Here is a 16,196-nt window from a genome sequence, read left to right as displayed (position 1 = left end):
GGAAAAGCATCCCATTCTGAGAGGCTGTTTCCTTGCTCGATTTCATACTGTATGTGTAATGAAATTGTTTCTTAGATAAACAAAGAACTGATAGAGGTATTTCCTGTTACGGCATGAATAGCCTTGGCAAACAGGTCAGCCACTGTCAATACTTTGATTTTGGATGATTGCTGTTTTGGGGAAATAGTGTCTGTGATTACCAATTCTTCCAAAACGGAGTTTTCGATGTTTTCATAAGCTTTCCCTGAAAGTACTCCATGTGTTGCAATGGCTCTTACTGAATTAGCTCCTTTTTCCATGACGATCTGAGCGGCTTTGCAGAGCGTGCCTGCTGTATCTACCAAATCATCCACTAGAATTACATCTTTTCCTTCAACATCCCCGATTACTTGCATAGAAGCAATCTCATTGGCTCTTTTTCTGTGCTTATCACAAACGACCATTTCTACTTCAAAATGCTTGGCATAAGCCCTTGCTCTAGCTACTCCTCCTACATCTGGAGCTGCAAAAAGCATGTTCGGAAGCCTTAGCGAATTCAAATAGGGCACAAAAATAGCTGATCCATTCAAATGATCCAAAGGTATATCAAAAAAACCTTGAATTTGTCCGGCATGAAGGTCACAGGTCATGATTCGATCCGCTCCTGCAGAGGTGATCATATTTGCAATTGCCTTAGCTGCAATTGATACTCTAGGCCTATCTTTCCTGTCTTGCCTAGCATATCCGAAATAAGGGATCACAGCACATACTTTATATGCACTGGCTCTTTTGGCAGCATCTATCATCAGACAAAGCTCCAAAAGGTTATCACTTGGGGGAGTTGTGCTTTGAACCAAAAAGACGGTACATCCTCTGATAGATTCATTGAAACTTGGCGACAATTCTCCGTCGCTGAATTTGGAAAGTGTAAGATCACCTAGCTTTTTGCCATAGTTTTTGGCGACTCTTTCTGCAAGTGATTGGCTGTTAGTGCCTGAAAATATTTTAACCTCGGACATGGTTAGTAGTTTTTTTTCGGGAAAGGGTTGGAATGGATTTGACAGTAAAAGTAGTAATTTTTGAATGGATGGCTAGGCTGATAAGGGCTGATTGAGAAGATAAATTTCAAAATAGAAACTATTCTGTCTCTAAAGAAAAATCTAATTAGCTTAAATAGCATTCTGTATTTTGTAACTTGTGTGGAGGAGCATTTTTACGAATAAATAATTTTTATATGAGCCAGCAGAAACCAATTAAGCTCTCTATTCAAATTGAATCTGAAGATGGAGCACCAATTAATATTAAATCAATTCAGATAAATGATCAGGTTTTTGTTCCTGAAAATCAGGACGATGAATATTCTCCTGACACAGAAGATGAAGAAAAAGTTAGCATAGATATACCTCTAGCTACCACCGCTATTGTGCCTGAAGTCCTTGAGTTGAATACCGAGGGACAGCATACAATACCAGTAGAATCCGTGCCTCAGACTCAAGCTCAGAAGCCTCTTCAGCCTAGCGCAGACTTCAATACCTTGGAAGAGTTTGGAGGTAACTCATTTTACCGAATGTTTTGGGGGAAGCTCAGTTATACCAAACTGAATGATTCGCAAACAACCGTAAGTTATGAAGGTGGAGAAGATGTATTTGATGCCAGCTTTGTAGGTAAGTGGCTAGAGCCGTCGCGTATACATAAGTGTGCTCTCGATTTCCCTGAAACGGGAAGAAATTATTTTCCCGGAGCTTTGGCAGTAGTTTACTCACGAGTGATTGAGGTCATCGACGGTAAGCATTTGATTGTGGATTTTGCCTACAATGGAGGAAATGCTTCCAGCCCAAAAACAGCAACCAATCAGGATGGTATTTTTTTCTTTGATAATAAACTTGCGATTAATAGCTGGTCGGGAGCGGCAATGCGAAAGGATGTGCTCAAGGCCAATGCTGGGCAGATTTATGCCTGTCTTGGAATGCCAAGAATAAATGTAAAACAAGATTCGACCTTGAATTTTGCAGGTATTAGCGGTGCTGAGCAACCAGCAATTCACCTGATGATGTCAGACGCATTCAATGGAGATAAAGACGGTAAAGGTGAAGGGGTGCTAATTAGCTTCAAGGAGACCTTTGGTGAAAATTATGTGTTTTTTGACTTACCATCTCAAGGGAAAGTTTCTATTGATTTTGATTGGCAGTTTATTCCTCCTACCTATTCCCAAAAAGTGGTTCAATACGGAGTTCCCGATTGTTATTTTTTCTATGATAAGGCGGCCTATAGTCAGCAATATGGATTGAAAAGAGTGAGTAACAAGAATCAATTTCGAATTAGAGATGCAATGAAAAAAGCACTTGGCTTTGTCAGGCCAGGAGTTGCTTTTTCGATGCCAAATCAAGGCTATTGCAATGGGGGTGGAATCCATGATGGCAGGGAAATCAAGGAATTCTGCACTTATAGATTCGAGGGCAATTGGCTCGGAAAGAATCCAAACAACATGAAGGCTCGCACGAGCGGTGGCTTGCGCGTAGAATGGATAGGCGAGTCCAAAGAGAATCCAGGGAATTTCATTGAGATGGAGTCTTTGAAAGCTTATAGGTTTGATGAACTGAAATTCAAATTTCTTTCAAATGCTAGCCTTGAGGTGGATGACCCAAACTTCACTTGGTATCATCTGGCATCTCAGGAATGGACTGGAGGAAATAGTACAGGGTACGAAGCATCAAGTCTTCGAGTAAATGGTAAGACCATCGGCTTAAATACCAATGGGGATTTTTGGCTGGTTTATGGAGATGAAGATGTAGCCTCAAGAGGGCTTTCTGCACATCGTCTCAGTTTTTTCGATAAGATACCTAAGCCTGGAGATATCATTTCTCAGGATCTTCAGGATATAAAAAAGAACAGTTTGATCGCCAAGCTTTCGGATACAAACTTCGAAGTTTGGGGTTGGGCGATTCAAGAAGGTGACCAGTTGAGTTATGCAGGAAAGAATTTTACAGTAAAGAAAACAGAGCGAAAGTGGAAGACTTGGGAGCAGTTTGCAGCGCAATATTCTAACCCTCCAGAGAGACTAAAACGAGCAGATAGGAAGATTACTTATACAGAGATTGAATTGAATCAGCCGGTATCAGCTTCATTAGCTGAGCTGGAATTCCAGGTAGTAAAAGGAGGTTTAACAGCTTGTTTGGATGGAAAGGAGATCTCAGGTTGCTCGGCGGTTTGGAATTTTGGAAACGATGCGCCAGGTCATTTGATGTACATTGACTACAATGTCAATCTGATAATGAAGGATGTGCGAATTCACGGAATGATTCGAAGTACTTCTAAGCCACTTTGGGCTGAGACCAGCACAGCATTGTCGGGGAATATTTCGTCCATTCCCGTAGGTCCTTTAGGTGCTACTATTTGGAAGAGAGGCGATAAACTACAGTTGGCAGATCCTGAGTCCGGCTTGGTGACAGAGGTGGAGTTGATCACTGATTTCTCTGGTAATGCAGGTAAGTTGCTGATAAAACCAATTAAACTTTCTGGAGAATTCCCTGCACAATCAATTCTGACAGCTTTGTATTCTCTTTGCCAAGAAGCAAGCTTTGAAAACGTAAATTTTGTAGAGGAAGATTTGAGGCCATGCTATTCAGAGCGCATTGATTATCGGCCACAAGGATTGCGTTTGAGACAAATGATCACTAAAAATGATTCCTGTCGCGTGAAAATCAATGGAGGTAGAATTAGCTGGTACAGCAACTTGGATAACAGGTTTGAGCCAGAGGTGGAGATCACTAATCACCCACACATGATCAATCCGAAATCAGTGGTTCCAGTATTATTGAATCCTGTGGTTTCTGATAAAAAAGGCATTCATTTCGGGTACCAATACAAGCAAGCAGGAGAGGCGGAGATTTTTGTGTTAAGTCGTGTAGTAGTTCGAGATGGGAAAGAAATTGACCTGAGTAACTCAGTTTTAGGTTCTGACCTTTACCTAGAGGGAAACGGCGATATAGTTTTAAATGGACTGAAATCGGAGAACTTTATCGATAACGGCAGAGATACTGGAGTGGGATTTAACTTGGTTGTTCAGGATAAATTCATGGCAACGAAATCCTTGGAATTAAAGGGTCAGAATGGCAAAGCTGGCTTGATGGTTAATACAGCCTATCCAACTGGGGCCTTGAAAATTGATTTCAAAAAATGGGAGTTAATACCTGCTCTGTTTAATAACGAAGGCTTTCAATCCAAGCAAAATAAGAATGATGCTCGCTATTCCGACTTTGTGAAGATTTCAGATTCATAGTTAGTAATAGATGCTATGTTAGTTTCCATTCCTGTAAAATTTCAATAAATGAGGCTATTACGCAGGGATAGCCTCTTTTTTCATGCTATTTTAGACTGATCATTGTCGGATTATAAACCAACCCCTATGCTTATGAGATTACGATTTACTTTTCTATTGCTGCTATTTGCCTTTTCTTTTGGCAGTTTCGCGCAAAATGTACCAACGCCAAAATCACATTTTGGCTTTGATATAGGTGAAGATTACAAACTTGCCAATTTCACCCAGACAGAGGCATACTTCAAGAAAGTAGCTGAGGTTAGTGATCGTGTCCAGATGGTAGAGATAGGTAAAACCGAGTACGGTAGATCTCAGCCTATGATGATCGTGACTGCTCCGGCTAATTTTACGAAGCTCGAGCAATACAGAGAAATATCTCAGAAACTTGCCCATGCTGAAATCAGCAGAGAAGAAGCTGAAAAGCTATCTATAGCTGGAAAGCCGGTCGTGTGGATTGATGGCGGTTTGCATGCCAATGAGGTAGTGGGGCCACATCAATTGATCGAAACACTTTATCAACTGGCTTCTAGAGACGATGCGGAAACGCTGAAAATCCTAGACGATGTGATCATTTTGCTAGTGCATGCCAACCCAGATGGAATGGAAATCATGTCTGACTGGTATATGAGAAAAGATAACCCGGAAGAGCGCGATCAGAATATTCCGATTCTTTATCAGAAGTATGTGGGGCACGATAATAACCGTGATTTTTACATGAATAATATGAGCGAAGCTGCTAATATGTCGCTTCAGCAGTACGTGGAGTGGATTCCACAGATTATTTACAATCATCATCAGACAGGTCCTGCGGGAACTGTGGTCGCTGGACCTCCTTACCGAGATCCTTTCAATCACGTGTTTGATCCTCTGATCATCACGAGTTTGGATGCAGTAGGAGCAGCGATGATCAATAGAATGAATCAGGAAGATCGTCCAGGCTATACTAGGCTGGATGGCTCGGTATTTTCTACCTGGTGGAATGGTGGGTTGAGAACGACTCCTTATTATCACAACATCATCGGTATTCTTACTGAAATCATCGGTAATCCTACGCCAACAAATATTCCTTTGGTGCCAGAGCGTTTAATTCCAAATAATGGAACACCATATCCAGTAACTCCACAGGAATGGCATTTCAGACAATCCATTGATTATTCAGTTTCCTTGAATTATGCGATACTAAATCATGCAGTGCGTCATGGCGATGAATTACTGTTGAACATCTACCTGATGGGTAGAAAGTCTATCGAAAAAGGAAGTCAGGATAATTGGACCATGTATCCAAAGTATGCGCAAGCGGTAGAAGATGCATACCAAAAATCACAAAAGAACACGAATGGGAGTAATGGGGGCGGAAATAACTATGGTTCGAGATCAAGATACCCAACTCAGTTCTATGACTCGGTTTACACAGATCCTGCCAATAGAGATCCTAGGGGTTATGTGCTGTCAGCAGATCAGCCTGATTTCCCAACGGCTGTCAAGTTTATGAATGCCTTGATCAAGTCGGGGATATTAGTAGAAAAAGCAACAGCTGATTTCACTGTCAATGGCAAAAGCTATCCAGCTAATTCTTTCATCGTGAAAACTGCACAGGCTTTCAGACCTCATGTGCTGGATATGTTTGAGCCGCAGGATCACCCGAATGATTTTCTTTACCCTGGAGGACCTCCGATTCGTCCTTATGATGCCGCTGGTTGGACATTGGCGCTACAAATGGGCGTAGAAGTGGATAAGGTAATGGAAGATTTCGATGGTCCATTTACTAGAATTCCTTATGGTGAAATTCAGTCTCCTCCTGCCAAACCCTTGGCAAATGGCTCAGGTCATTTACTTGATGTTAGAAATAACAATAGCTTCATGGCTGTGAATGATTTGCTGAAAGCTAAGGTGAAAGTGTACAGAACCACAACTATGGTGGATGGGCTACCAGCAGGTTCCTTCTATGTGAGTGGAGGAAAAAAAGAATTGGAATTGGCGGCCAAAGAATACGGTGTCTATCCTGTATCTGCTTCTATGCCAAAAGGAGCCACTCAAATCCAACCCGCTCGTATTGGTCTGTATGACTACTATGGAGGTTCTATGCCTTCTGGATGGGTTCGCTGGATGATGGAGCAATTCCACTTTGAATATCAGTTGGTATTCCCACAAGAAATTGACGCAGGTAATCTGAATGATAACTATGATGTGATGCTATTTATCAGTTCTGGGATCCCTTCTGCTGGTTCTAGAGGCTATTCTCGTTCTCAGCCTAATCCTGACGAAATTGATGAAAAATACCGACATATGTTAGGGAGCTTCTCCGTAGATAAGTCAGTGCCTGCTTTGAAATCATTTGTAGAGAACGGTGGGAAAGTGATTTCTGTTGGTTCAGCTACTGAACTTGCGTATCACTTTGGATTGCCGGTGGAAGATGCCTTGGTAGAAATCGATGCTAATGGAGAAGCCAAATCTCTAAGTGGTGAGAAATATTATGTGCCAGGTTCAGTGTTGGAAATGCATGTAGATAATTCTGTGCCGATGAATTATGGTATGGGCGAAAGTGCTTACATCATGTTCAATCGAAGCCCTGTATTTAAGCTTGCTCCTAGCGCAGGAAATAATGGAGTGAAGCCAATCGCCTGGTTTGGTGAGGAAGAGCCATTGAGAAGTGGATGGGCATGGGGACAGTCGTACCTGAAAAATGGAGTGACGGCTTTTGAAGCTCAAATGGGCAAAGGGAAGTTCTATGCTTTCGGGCCGGAGATTACCTTCAGAGCTCAGTCTCATGGCACTTTTAAGATGCTGTTTAATGGTTTGTATAAATAAGAATGACTACTTGAAATTTGAAACCGCCTTGAGAGAGGCGGTTTTTTTGTGGGCTCATTGACTAGGTTGGGGAGGAAGGTTGAGTTAGTAGTATTTGTTGGCTTGCGTGATGAGAGGAACGGTGGCTTAAGTGGGAGCTTAGAGCTTAGCTTGTATTATTCTGTTGTCCTGCTTCTCCAGAAGCAGGACCGGTGATGAGTTCTTATTTTGGAAATATTTTTATCTTAGACCTATGCAAATCATAGCTCTTCCTAGCCCTATAAATCATGGATGAAACCAACTCAACTTTTATCTCAGGAATTCATAACTGGTGCGATCGTTGGTGTGAGCGCTGTTTATTTACTGCTAGATGTAGAGTGTTTGAGAAGGAGCAAGAAAGAGATTTAGAAAATCCAGAAGACTTTTGGAAAACTTTATCTGATAACTTCAAGGAGACATTATCCATGCTTCATGCGATGGCAGAAAAGCATGGTATTGATCTCTCGCAGATCTCAGAAGATAATGCAGCTGACACTTCGATTGAGGAGGAGGATAGAATGTTGGATGAGCATCCCTTGAGCCTGATTACTGACGAGTATTTATTTGAAGGGAAGGATTGGCTAGAGTCACCAAAGATCAAATCCTATTTGGAAGAGTTAGCTCGTCAAGTAAATCTTGGATCGATGGAGATTTCAGAAGCAGAGGCTAAAAAAGCGAAAGTTGAAGAAGCTCTTGAAGTGATACAATGGTATTTATTTTTTATTCATGTAAAGTCTAAGCGAGTATTGCATGATCTTGCTGATGACATTTGGGAGGAATATCCAGAATCAGAGAAAAGTTGTAATGGTTCTGCAAAGATTGCGATGATCTCAATTGAGCGAAGTATGCAAGCTTGGAAAATATTATTCGACTTGCTTGAATCTGAGCAGGATTCGATTTTGAATTTGCTGGTGCTTTTGGAGAAATCCAGGAAGCTCATGGTAGCCTTAGTTCCAAATTATGCTCAATTTATTCGTCCTGGCTTTGATGAATGATTCGCCAAAGTGTTTGATCTTAGTAACTATTCCTCAGGATCTCGTTTGATACTAAGGTAAACTAATTTGATTTTATGGACTCCTATTTACATTATGCCCATGCTGAACTCGCGCTTTGGCAGTATAGAATGAAGAAGAAACCAAGTCTTGGCGGCAAGCTGACACATGGAATCCAGAACAAAATCAATCAGTGGATTCCTGAAAAGGTCCACACCGTCGTGACTACGGCCGTTGAACATATGGTCAAAGTTGTGCTTACTGGTTCGAGTTGGATTGTTCCTAGGCCCAATGGAAGTCTGTCATTCAAGCAGCGCGAGTTTAAAGTGAGAAGCCGAATCAAATGGTATAGAAATACGGCTTCTGCGGAAGGGGCAGTAACTGGAGCTGGAGGGATTTTGTTAGGCTTTGCCGATTTTCCCGCTTTTTTGAGCATCAAGATGAAAATGCTTTTCGACATAGCTGCTCTTTATGGTTTTGATACCAAGGATTACCACGAGCGTCTTTTTTTACTCTATGTTTTTCAGCTTAGTTTTTCCTCCCAGCAGAGAAGAAATGAGTTGATCGGTCTGGTGGAAAATTGGGATGAGTATCGACATACCCTACCCACTGACCTCAATGATTTCGATTGGAAGACTTTTCAATTGGACTATAGAGATTATATAGATCTCGCGAAACTGGCTCAGTTGATCCCTATCGTAGGAGCAGGAGTGGGGGCAATTGCAAATTACCGCTTGACTGAGCATTTGGGTAAGTATGCAATGAACGCTTATAGATTACGTGTGTTAGAATGATGAGCTGCTAAGGCAGATTGTTGCAATTTCAAAAAACGAATTAACTCAAACCTATGGACTCTCAGAAACATCTGTTTAGCCTTGATCCGGATATTCATTACCTCAATTGTGGCTATAAAGGGCCACTTTTGAAATCGGCTGAGCAAGCTGCCATTGGAGCACTCATTCGAGATAGGAATCCTACGAGTATTGCTCCAGAGGATTTTTTCAATTTACCCAAGGAAGCGAAAGCTCGATTTGCTGACTTAGTGAATTGTGATCCATTCCAAGTTGCTTTGATACCCTCAAGTTCCTATGGCTTTGCCACCGCACTTCGCAATATTTCCTGTAATCCAGGCCAGCATGCGATTGTGTTGGAAGATGAGTTTCCTAGCGGATATTTTTCGTTGAAATCCTGGTGTGATGAGAATCATGCTTCGCTGAAAGTAGTTGGTCCTGATAAGGATGCGTCGACTCTTGCAGAAAGCTGGAACAAGAATTTACTGGAAAGTATCAATTCAGAGACTGCTGTGGTGCTGATGTCCTCCGTGCATTGGATGAATGGATTGAAATTCGATCTGGAAAGCATAGGGCAAAAATGTAAATCTGTGGGGGCGATTTTCATTGTCGATGGAACTCAGTCTGTTGGGGCGGCTGAGATGGACGTGAAACGCTTTAAGATCGATGCCTTGATTTGTGCTAGTTATAAATGGCTTTTTGGCCCCTATGGGTTGGGGATCTCTTATTTCGGGCCTGCCTTTGACGGAGGTCAGCCGCTGGAGGAATCATGGATGAACCGTACCAATTCACAAGATTTTGGCAATTTGACCAATTACGATCATGAGTACACAGAGGATTCTGGTCGCTATAATGTGGGGGAGATGAGCAGTTTCATTCTGCTTCCTATGCTGAATGAAGCTTTGAAGCAAATCAATGAATGGAGAGTGTCAGAAATAGAGAGCTATTGCCATAAACTCACTATTCCACTCTATGACTATCTGAAAAGCCGGAATGTGCTACTCGAAGAAAAGCAGTTTACCTCTTCGCATCTTTTCGGTTTGAAGCTTTCAGAAGCTTTTGACTCGGAGCTTTTGAAAAGCAATCTACATGCAAATAAGATTTCAGTATCCAATCGTGGAGGCAATTTGCGTGTATCGGTGAATGTGTTTAATACTGCTGCGGATATTGAGAAATTGATCGAGGTATTGGAAATGAGCAGGAAGGAATAGAAGATAGTTTTGGAAAAGGAATTAAAACTTAGACTTCATCCATTTTACTTAGATATCAGAATAGAATCTCCTTGCCTTGTAATGGGGTTAATGAAAGTTATTTTTAATCACAGAATTTGGGAGTAGCAGTTTCTTAAATTTTTTAATTAATCACCCCTCTTTTGAATAAAAATTAAGGTATTGCCTATATTGGAGATTAGAACAAATACCCTGTTATGAAATTCAATAAACTACTGATTGCCATTGCAATCCTAGGTTTTTCCTGTGCTAAACCAATAGAGCAAGAATACATGCCCACCGCTTCCACCATTGCTGTGGACGAAGACGATACTGAAGATAGCATTCGTATCAAGGCTGCTCATGTGGTACCCACTGCCAATCAATACCAGGCGCTGAAGGATGAGTTTATTGCTTTTGTGCACTTTGGCCCGAACTCCTTTACCGCAAAAGAATGGGGTTCTGGGATGGAAGATCCTGCTGTTTTTGAACTTGAAAATTTGGACACCGATCAGTGGTGTGAGACCATGAAGGATGCAGGGATGACAAAGGTGATTCTCACGGTGAAGCATCATGATGGCTTTGTGCTTTGGCAATCACGCTACACCGAACATGGTGTTATGTCTACTGGCTTTCGAGATGGCAAAGGAGATGTGCTCAAGGAGCTTTCAGAGTCATGTGAAAAGTATGGATTGAAATTGGGTGTTTACTTGTCTCCGGCAGATTTGTTTCAGATTGAGAGTCCAGACGGACTGTATGGTAATCTGAGTGAAAAGACTGCAAGAACTGTCCCAAGGCCTGTGGATGGTGCTCCATTTGAGAATAAGACAAGTTTTGATTTTGTGGTCGATGATTACAACGAGTATTTTTTGAATCAGCTATTTGAATTGTTGACAGAATATGGAAGAATAGAAGAGGTTTGGTTTGATGGAGCTCATCCCAAAACAAAAGGAGGGCAGACCTATGATTATGATGCTTGGAAGGAATTGATTAGAACTTTGGCTCCTCAAGCGGTGATTTTTGGTCGCCAGGATATTCGCTGGTGTGGCAACGAAGCAGGGATGACACGTGATGAAGAGTGGAATGTGATTCCGTATGAGGAGGATCCCAATAAGATGAACCGTTTCTCAGATATCACTGGAGAAAATGTCGCAGGTTTGGATAAGCTATACCAAGCTAATTTCTTACACTATCAACCAGCAGAAACTAATACTTCTATTCGAGAAGGATGGTTTTACAGGAATGATGATGAGCAAGGTGTTAGGTCAGCTGACGATGTTTTTGATATCTATGAGCGATCTGTTGGAGGTAATTCTATTTTTCTATTGAACATACCGCCAAATACAGAAGGCTTGTTTGCTCAACGAGATGTGAAGGTGCTAAAAGAAGTTGGGGAAAGAATCAGGGCGACCTATGGAGATAATTTGCTGGCTTCAGCTTCAGGACCTTCAGAAGTATTGGAAGATGATGAAGAGAGCTATTTACTGCTAGAAAAAGGAGCAGAAGGAATTGTCATTGAGCTTGACAAGCCAGCTACGATTAACAGGTTGATGCTTCAGGAGGATATTCTTGGTCATAGTGAAAGGGTTTCAGCTTTTGAAGTGGAAGCTTGGGTAAATGGCGAATGGAAGATGGTAGCCAATGGCAAAAATATCGGATATAAAAACATTCTGCGCTTTGCTGAAGTGACTACCGATAAAATTAGAATTAAGGTTGTTGAGGCTAGATTCTTTCCGGTAGCGGTTAGTCGCGTAGCTGCTTTTTATGCTGAAAATCGTCCACCGCAATTGGAGATTAGTCGAAACAAAGAAGGAGAAGTGATGATTGCGGCTAAAAAAGAAGATTTTGGATGGAATACCTATGAGCAGGACATCGCTGGTGATCTGAATAAGGATATGCATATCACCTATACGCTAGATGGCTCTGAGCCTACCAAAGAATCATCTAGCTACGAAGGTTTATTTCCGTTAGAGAATGGTTCTGTGAAAGCTGTGGCGTTCAGCAAAACTGATAAAGGTGCAGTAAGCACAAGGGAATTTGGCGCGATCAAAAAAGATTGGAAACTGGATAAAATGAGCAGTCAATCAGTGAAGCATGAGGCAGAAAAAGCTTTTGACTCAAATGACAAAACTTATTGGAAATCCAAGCCTAATGGCTCTGGGCAATCCATTTCTATTGACCTGAGTACTTCGCAAAATATCATTGGGTTCATTTACGCTCCTCCTGGAAACGATTCGGAAGGAATGATCGAAAGAGGAGAGATCTATGTGAGCGATAATGGCAGCAATTGGAAATTGGTGGAGGCTTTTGAATTTGGCAATCTTATCAATGATCCTAGCCAAAGACGCCATGAGTTTTCTGCTCCAGTAAAAGGGCGTTTTATACAGCTAAAAGCTACTCAGATCGCAGGAGGTCAAAAGCATGCCGCTGTAGCTGAGTTTGGAGTCTTGATAAATTGATGCCGCAGGAGGATTTTCTCAAAGTGCAGATTATAACTGAATTGAATTTAAAACTTGCCCCAAGAAATGCTTAGATCGGGATTGATACTATTATTACTTAGCTGCTTTAGCCAAATGTCCATTGCGCAAACAAGACCTGAGACAGCTTTGTTCGAAGGTAAAATTGGGGAGATTGATGAGGATAATATTTTTCGCTCGCCAGACTATTTTAACTGGGGAGGTTCAATAGTTAAAGCAGAGGATGGTCTTTATCATCTTTTCTATTCCAGATGGCCAAGAGCCACGAAATTTACTGGCTGGCTACTCTTTTCTGAAGTAGCGCATGCGGTGTCCGAGAACCCTAGTGGTCCATGGGAATATAAGGAGACGGTTTTACAAGGTCGGGGCGCTGGGTATTGGGATGCTATTACTGCCCATAATCCTAAGATCAAATATTTCGATGGAAAGTATTACCTGTATTATATATCTAGCAATTTGGGAGATTCCAGCTTTACTGAGGATGAGCTGATGGAAATTAGCCTTGAGGGGTATTCCCATCCACGATGGAAGATCCTACGACCTAATCAGAGAACAGGAGTTGCGGTGGCAAATTCACTGACAGGTCCATGGAAAAGATTTGATGACCCTTTAATTGAACCTTCGGGTCCAATCACTACTTTAACAGTCAACCCAGCGATTGATAAAGGTAAAGACGGAAGATATTACCTTATTGTAAAAGGCGATAAGCCAAATGAACCTAATTTCGTAAGGAATCAGGCTATGGGGATTGGGGATAGCCCTACCGGTCCATTTATCATACAACCAGATCCTGTAATCGATTATATGGATACAGAAGATATGTCACTTTGGTATGATCAAAAGCGAGACAAGTATTACGGAATCTTTCATGCACATACCTTCATTGGATTAGTAAGTTCTGCCGATGGTATTCACTGGGAAAAGGCAGAGGAATATGAAATAATGCCTAAGGAAATCAAAAGGAAGGATGGGACTTCGATTATTCCTGATCGAATGGAAAGGCCATTTGTATTTAGAGAAAATGGAGAGATACGAGTCTTGGGTTTGGCGATCAAAAAAGGTGATGATTCCTACATCGTAACTATTCCTGTGCAAGAGTAGTAATTCAGCAATTCTTTTTTTATAACCTATTAAAGTAACCAAGCATACCATGAAACGCGGAATACTAATAGTAATGACTGTTCTGTTAATTCCCCCAGTTTTTGGAAAGGCTTCTGTCAAAAGTGATTCTGCTGATTTGCAAAAAGCAAGGCCCAATATTGTCTTCTTTTTAGTAGACGATATGGGGTGGCAGGACACTTCTGTTCCATTTTACACTGAGGTGACAGAGCTCAATAAGAGATACCGAACTCCAAATATGGAACGACTAGCTTCGGAGGGGATGAAATTTACGCAAGCATATTCCAGTGCAGTGTGTTCTCCCTCTAGAGTGAGTTTAATGACTGGTTTGACTGCTGCTAGACATCGGGTAACCAACTGGACATTAACTAAGAACGTATCTCCTGATGAGGATAATCCTAAAGTAAAATCACCTGATTGGAATTTGAATGGGCTAAGTCCAGTATCGGGGATTCCACACACTATTGTTTATGCGAATACATTGCCAGCTCTATTGAAAAAGGCAGGCTACAAAACCATCCATGTTGGGAAGGCTCATTTTGGTGCAGCAGGAACGCCCGGGGAGAATCCTTTGAATTTTGGTTTCGATGTGAATATTGGTGGACATGCTGCGGGTGGACCAGGGAGTTATTTAGGGATTCATGATTATAGTGCAGATTGGAGAGTTGCTGGTGATCATAGATGGGATGTTCCGGGCTTAGAGGCATATCATGGGGAAAATATCTATTTAACGGAGGCTTTGACCCGAGAAGCTATCAAATCGGTAGAAATGGCTGTAAAAGACAAACAGCCATTTTATTTGTATATGTCGCACTACGCAATTCATGCGCCTTGGGAAAAAGATGAGCGATACTATCAGAAGTATATTGACGAAGGCTTGAGTCAAAGTGAAGCCATCTATGCTACAATGATTGAGGGCATGGATAAATCCCTTGGAGATATTATGGATGAGCTTGACCGGCTTGGGGTGGCAGAGAATACCATTATTATATTCTCCTCCGATAATGGCGCTCACAAGCAAGTGCCTCAAAACCTTCCGCTGAGAGGATATAAGCTGAGTCCTTATGAAGGAGGGATTCGTGTGCCTATGATTGTCAAGTGGCCTGGTGTTGTTAAGCCTGAATCGGTCACTAAGGACTATGTGATCATTGAGGATGTGTATCCTACTTTTTTAGAAATGGCTGGATTGAATAAGGATATCAATAAAAGTATTGATGGAAGAAGTTTCGTGTCTTTATTGAAGGGGTATAGGAAAACAGATTCTGATCGAGCATTATTATGGCATTACCCTAACACCTATTATAATCCTCCTTACACCGTCGTGCGGCAAGGAGACTGGAAGTTGATTTATCATCATATTAGCGGTCAATTGGAATTATTTAACCTAGCTGAAGATATTGGGGAGACAAATGATTTGAGTGTAAAGCTTGCAGATAAGACTAGTCAATTAGCAGTCCTGATGACAAAGCTTCTAAAAGATACTGAAGCGCAGATGCCAATAGAAAAAGCAACGGGTTTGCCTATTGCTTACCCAAGTGCCTTGTAAGGGCTGAGGATCTGAAAATATAGGCATAAAAAAACCGCTGAATTTCAGCGGTTTTTTTTTGAACTTGTTGGCTTACCAGGGCTCGAACCTGGACTCTTCTGAACCAAAATCAGACGTGTTGCCAGTTACACCATAAGCCAGTTTTACTTCGGGTTCCTTTCGGGTCTCCCTTAAAGTGTCACAAAGGTAAAGTCTTGCTTCTTTTTTTCCAAGCCTGTATTTAAACAATTTTGCCTTTTTAGGCTAATTGCCTTTGAATCAGTTGAAAATACTGTCAAATAATCTTGTAAGCGATATTTCTCTAATTCATTAACCTGATTTTTTTACTTGGATACTGGTGAAGAAGTAATTTATGGTTCAGCTCGGCATACTATGATAAACTCAGTATTGAGCTTGTCGAGATCCTGCTAAAAAATAATGTACACTGGCAGAAAAGTGGGTGTAGCAAATCACTGTGGATGAGAAATTGCGATTTCAGAAAACAGAATGAATAGTCTGTTTAATTATGATATTGTTAACACTGAGTGGGTTGTGTTGTGTAATCAGAAATATTTTTGCATTTTTGTCGAAATATTGAAAAACCATTAAACCATTATTTACCATGCAAGTTGAGAAATTAGAAAAGACGGTACCTGAAGTGGTACAGAAATTATCCAAGTTGAAAGCAGGCGAAACCTTAGCTGCTGAGCTAACGTGGTGCTGGGGAAGTTTCAAGAATGATAACAATCCTGTAGGGCTGATCGAAAAATCTGAGCAGGCTTTAACGCTTTTTAAAGAAGCCAGAGAGCAGAACAGCAGGTCAGTGTCCAAGAAATTGGTAGAAAGCCTGGAGAAGGCATTGAATTAAGCATAAAACATTCATGAAAATAGAGGAAATTCACCCATAGCCATGAAAGTCGTTAAATGTAGTGACCAAACTCAATTACGACATGGCGACAGT

10 protein-coding genes and 1 tRNA gene are annotated in these 16,196 nt (G+C 41.4%); 9 read left to right on the top strand and 2 right to left on the bottom strand.

From position 1 onward, the window contains the following. Positions 1-71: 71 nt before the first annotated feature. Complete coding sequence (locus LV85_RS02015; protein ID WP_111316532.1) at positions 72-998, bottom strand: ribose-phosphate pyrophosphokinase; 927 nt, start codon at positions 996-998, stop codon at positions 72-74. 215 nt (positions 999-1,213) lie between these two features. On the opposite strand from LV85_RS02015, the gene LV85_RS02010 reads away from it, so the two are divergent. The 8 genes from LV85_RS02010 (at position 1,214) to LV85_RS01975 (ending at position 15,256) form a co-directional block, all read left to right on the top strand. Next, positions 1,214-4,258 carry a hypothetical protein gene (locus LV85_RS02010; RefSeq protein ID WP_111316531.1) on the top strand — a complete coding sequence of 1,015 codons (3,045 nt, stop codon included), beginning with the start codon at positions 1,214-1,216 and terminating at the stop codon, positions 4,256-4,258. A 126-nt stretch (positions 4,259-4,384) separates the two neighbouring features. Next, complete coding sequence (locus tag LV85_RS02005) at positions 4,385-7,105, top strand: M14 family metallopeptidase (RefSeq protein ID WP_111316530.1); 2,721 nt, start codon at positions 4,385-4,387, stop codon at positions 7,103-7,105. 266 nt (positions 7,106-7,371) lie between these two features. Continuing rightward, positions 7,372-8,118: a hypothetical protein gene (locus tag LV85_RS02000; RefSeq protein ID WP_146260409.1), complete on the top strand. Its 747-nt coding sequence runs from the start codon at positions 7,372-7,374 to the stop codon at positions 8,116-8,118. Positions 8,119-8,192: 74 nt separating this feature from the next. After that, on the top strand, positions 8,193-8,909 hold the full coding sequence (locus tag LV85_RS01995) for an EcsC family protein (protein ID WP_111316528.1): 717 nt from the start codon (positions 8,193-8,195) through the stop codon (positions 8,907-8,909). A gap of 53 nt (positions 8,910-8,962) precedes the next feature. After that, on the top strand, positions 8,963-10,117 hold the full coding sequence (locus LV85_RS01990; protein WP_111316527.1) for an aminotransferase class V-fold PLP-dependent enzyme: 1,155 nt from the start codon (positions 8,963-8,965) through the stop codon (positions 10,115-10,117). A gap of 215 nt (positions 10,118-10,332) precedes the next feature. Then, positions 10,333-12,573, top strand: coding sequence for an alpha-L-fucosidase (locus tag LV85_RS01985; protein ID WP_111316526.1), 2,241 nt, complete (start codon positions 10,333-10,335; stop codon positions 12,571-12,573). Between the two features lie 66 nt (positions 12,574-12,639). Then, positions 12,640-13,692 (top strand): glycoside hydrolase family protein, encoded by a 1,053-nt coding sequence (locus LV85_RS01980; RefSeq protein WP_111316525.1) that lies wholly within the window; start codon positions 12,640-12,642, stop codon positions 13,690-13,692. A 49-nt stretch (positions 13,693-13,741) separates the two neighbouring features. Further along, positions 13,742-15,256 (top strand): sulfatase, encoded by a 1,515-nt coding sequence (locus LV85_RS01975; protein ID WP_111316524.1) that lies wholly within the window; start codon positions 13,742-13,744, stop codon positions 15,254-15,256. 67 nt (positions 15,257-15,323) lie between these two features. On the opposite strand, the gene LV85_RS01970 is transcribed toward LV85_RS01975, so the two are convergent. Then, a tRNA-Gln gene (locus LV85_RS01970) sits at positions 15,324-15,396 on the bottom strand. 461 nt (positions 15,397-15,857) lie between these two features. Here LV85_RS01970 and LV85_RS01965 point away from each other — a divergent pair. Beyond that, positions 15,858-16,103 (top strand): hypothetical protein, encoded by a 246-nt coding sequence (locus LV85_RS01965; protein WP_111316523.1) that lies wholly within the window; start codon positions 15,858-15,860, stop codon positions 16,101-16,103. Positions 16,104-16,196 lie beyond the last annotated feature (93 nt).

This window comes from Algoriphagus chordae (genome assembly GCF_003254055.1).
GTDB lineage: Bacteria > Bacteroidota > Bacteroidia > Cytophagales > Cyclobacteriaceae > Algoriphagus > Algoriphagus chordae.
Note: the sequence above shows the minus strand (reverse complement) of the source record. Positions and strands in the feature narration are given on the sequence as shown.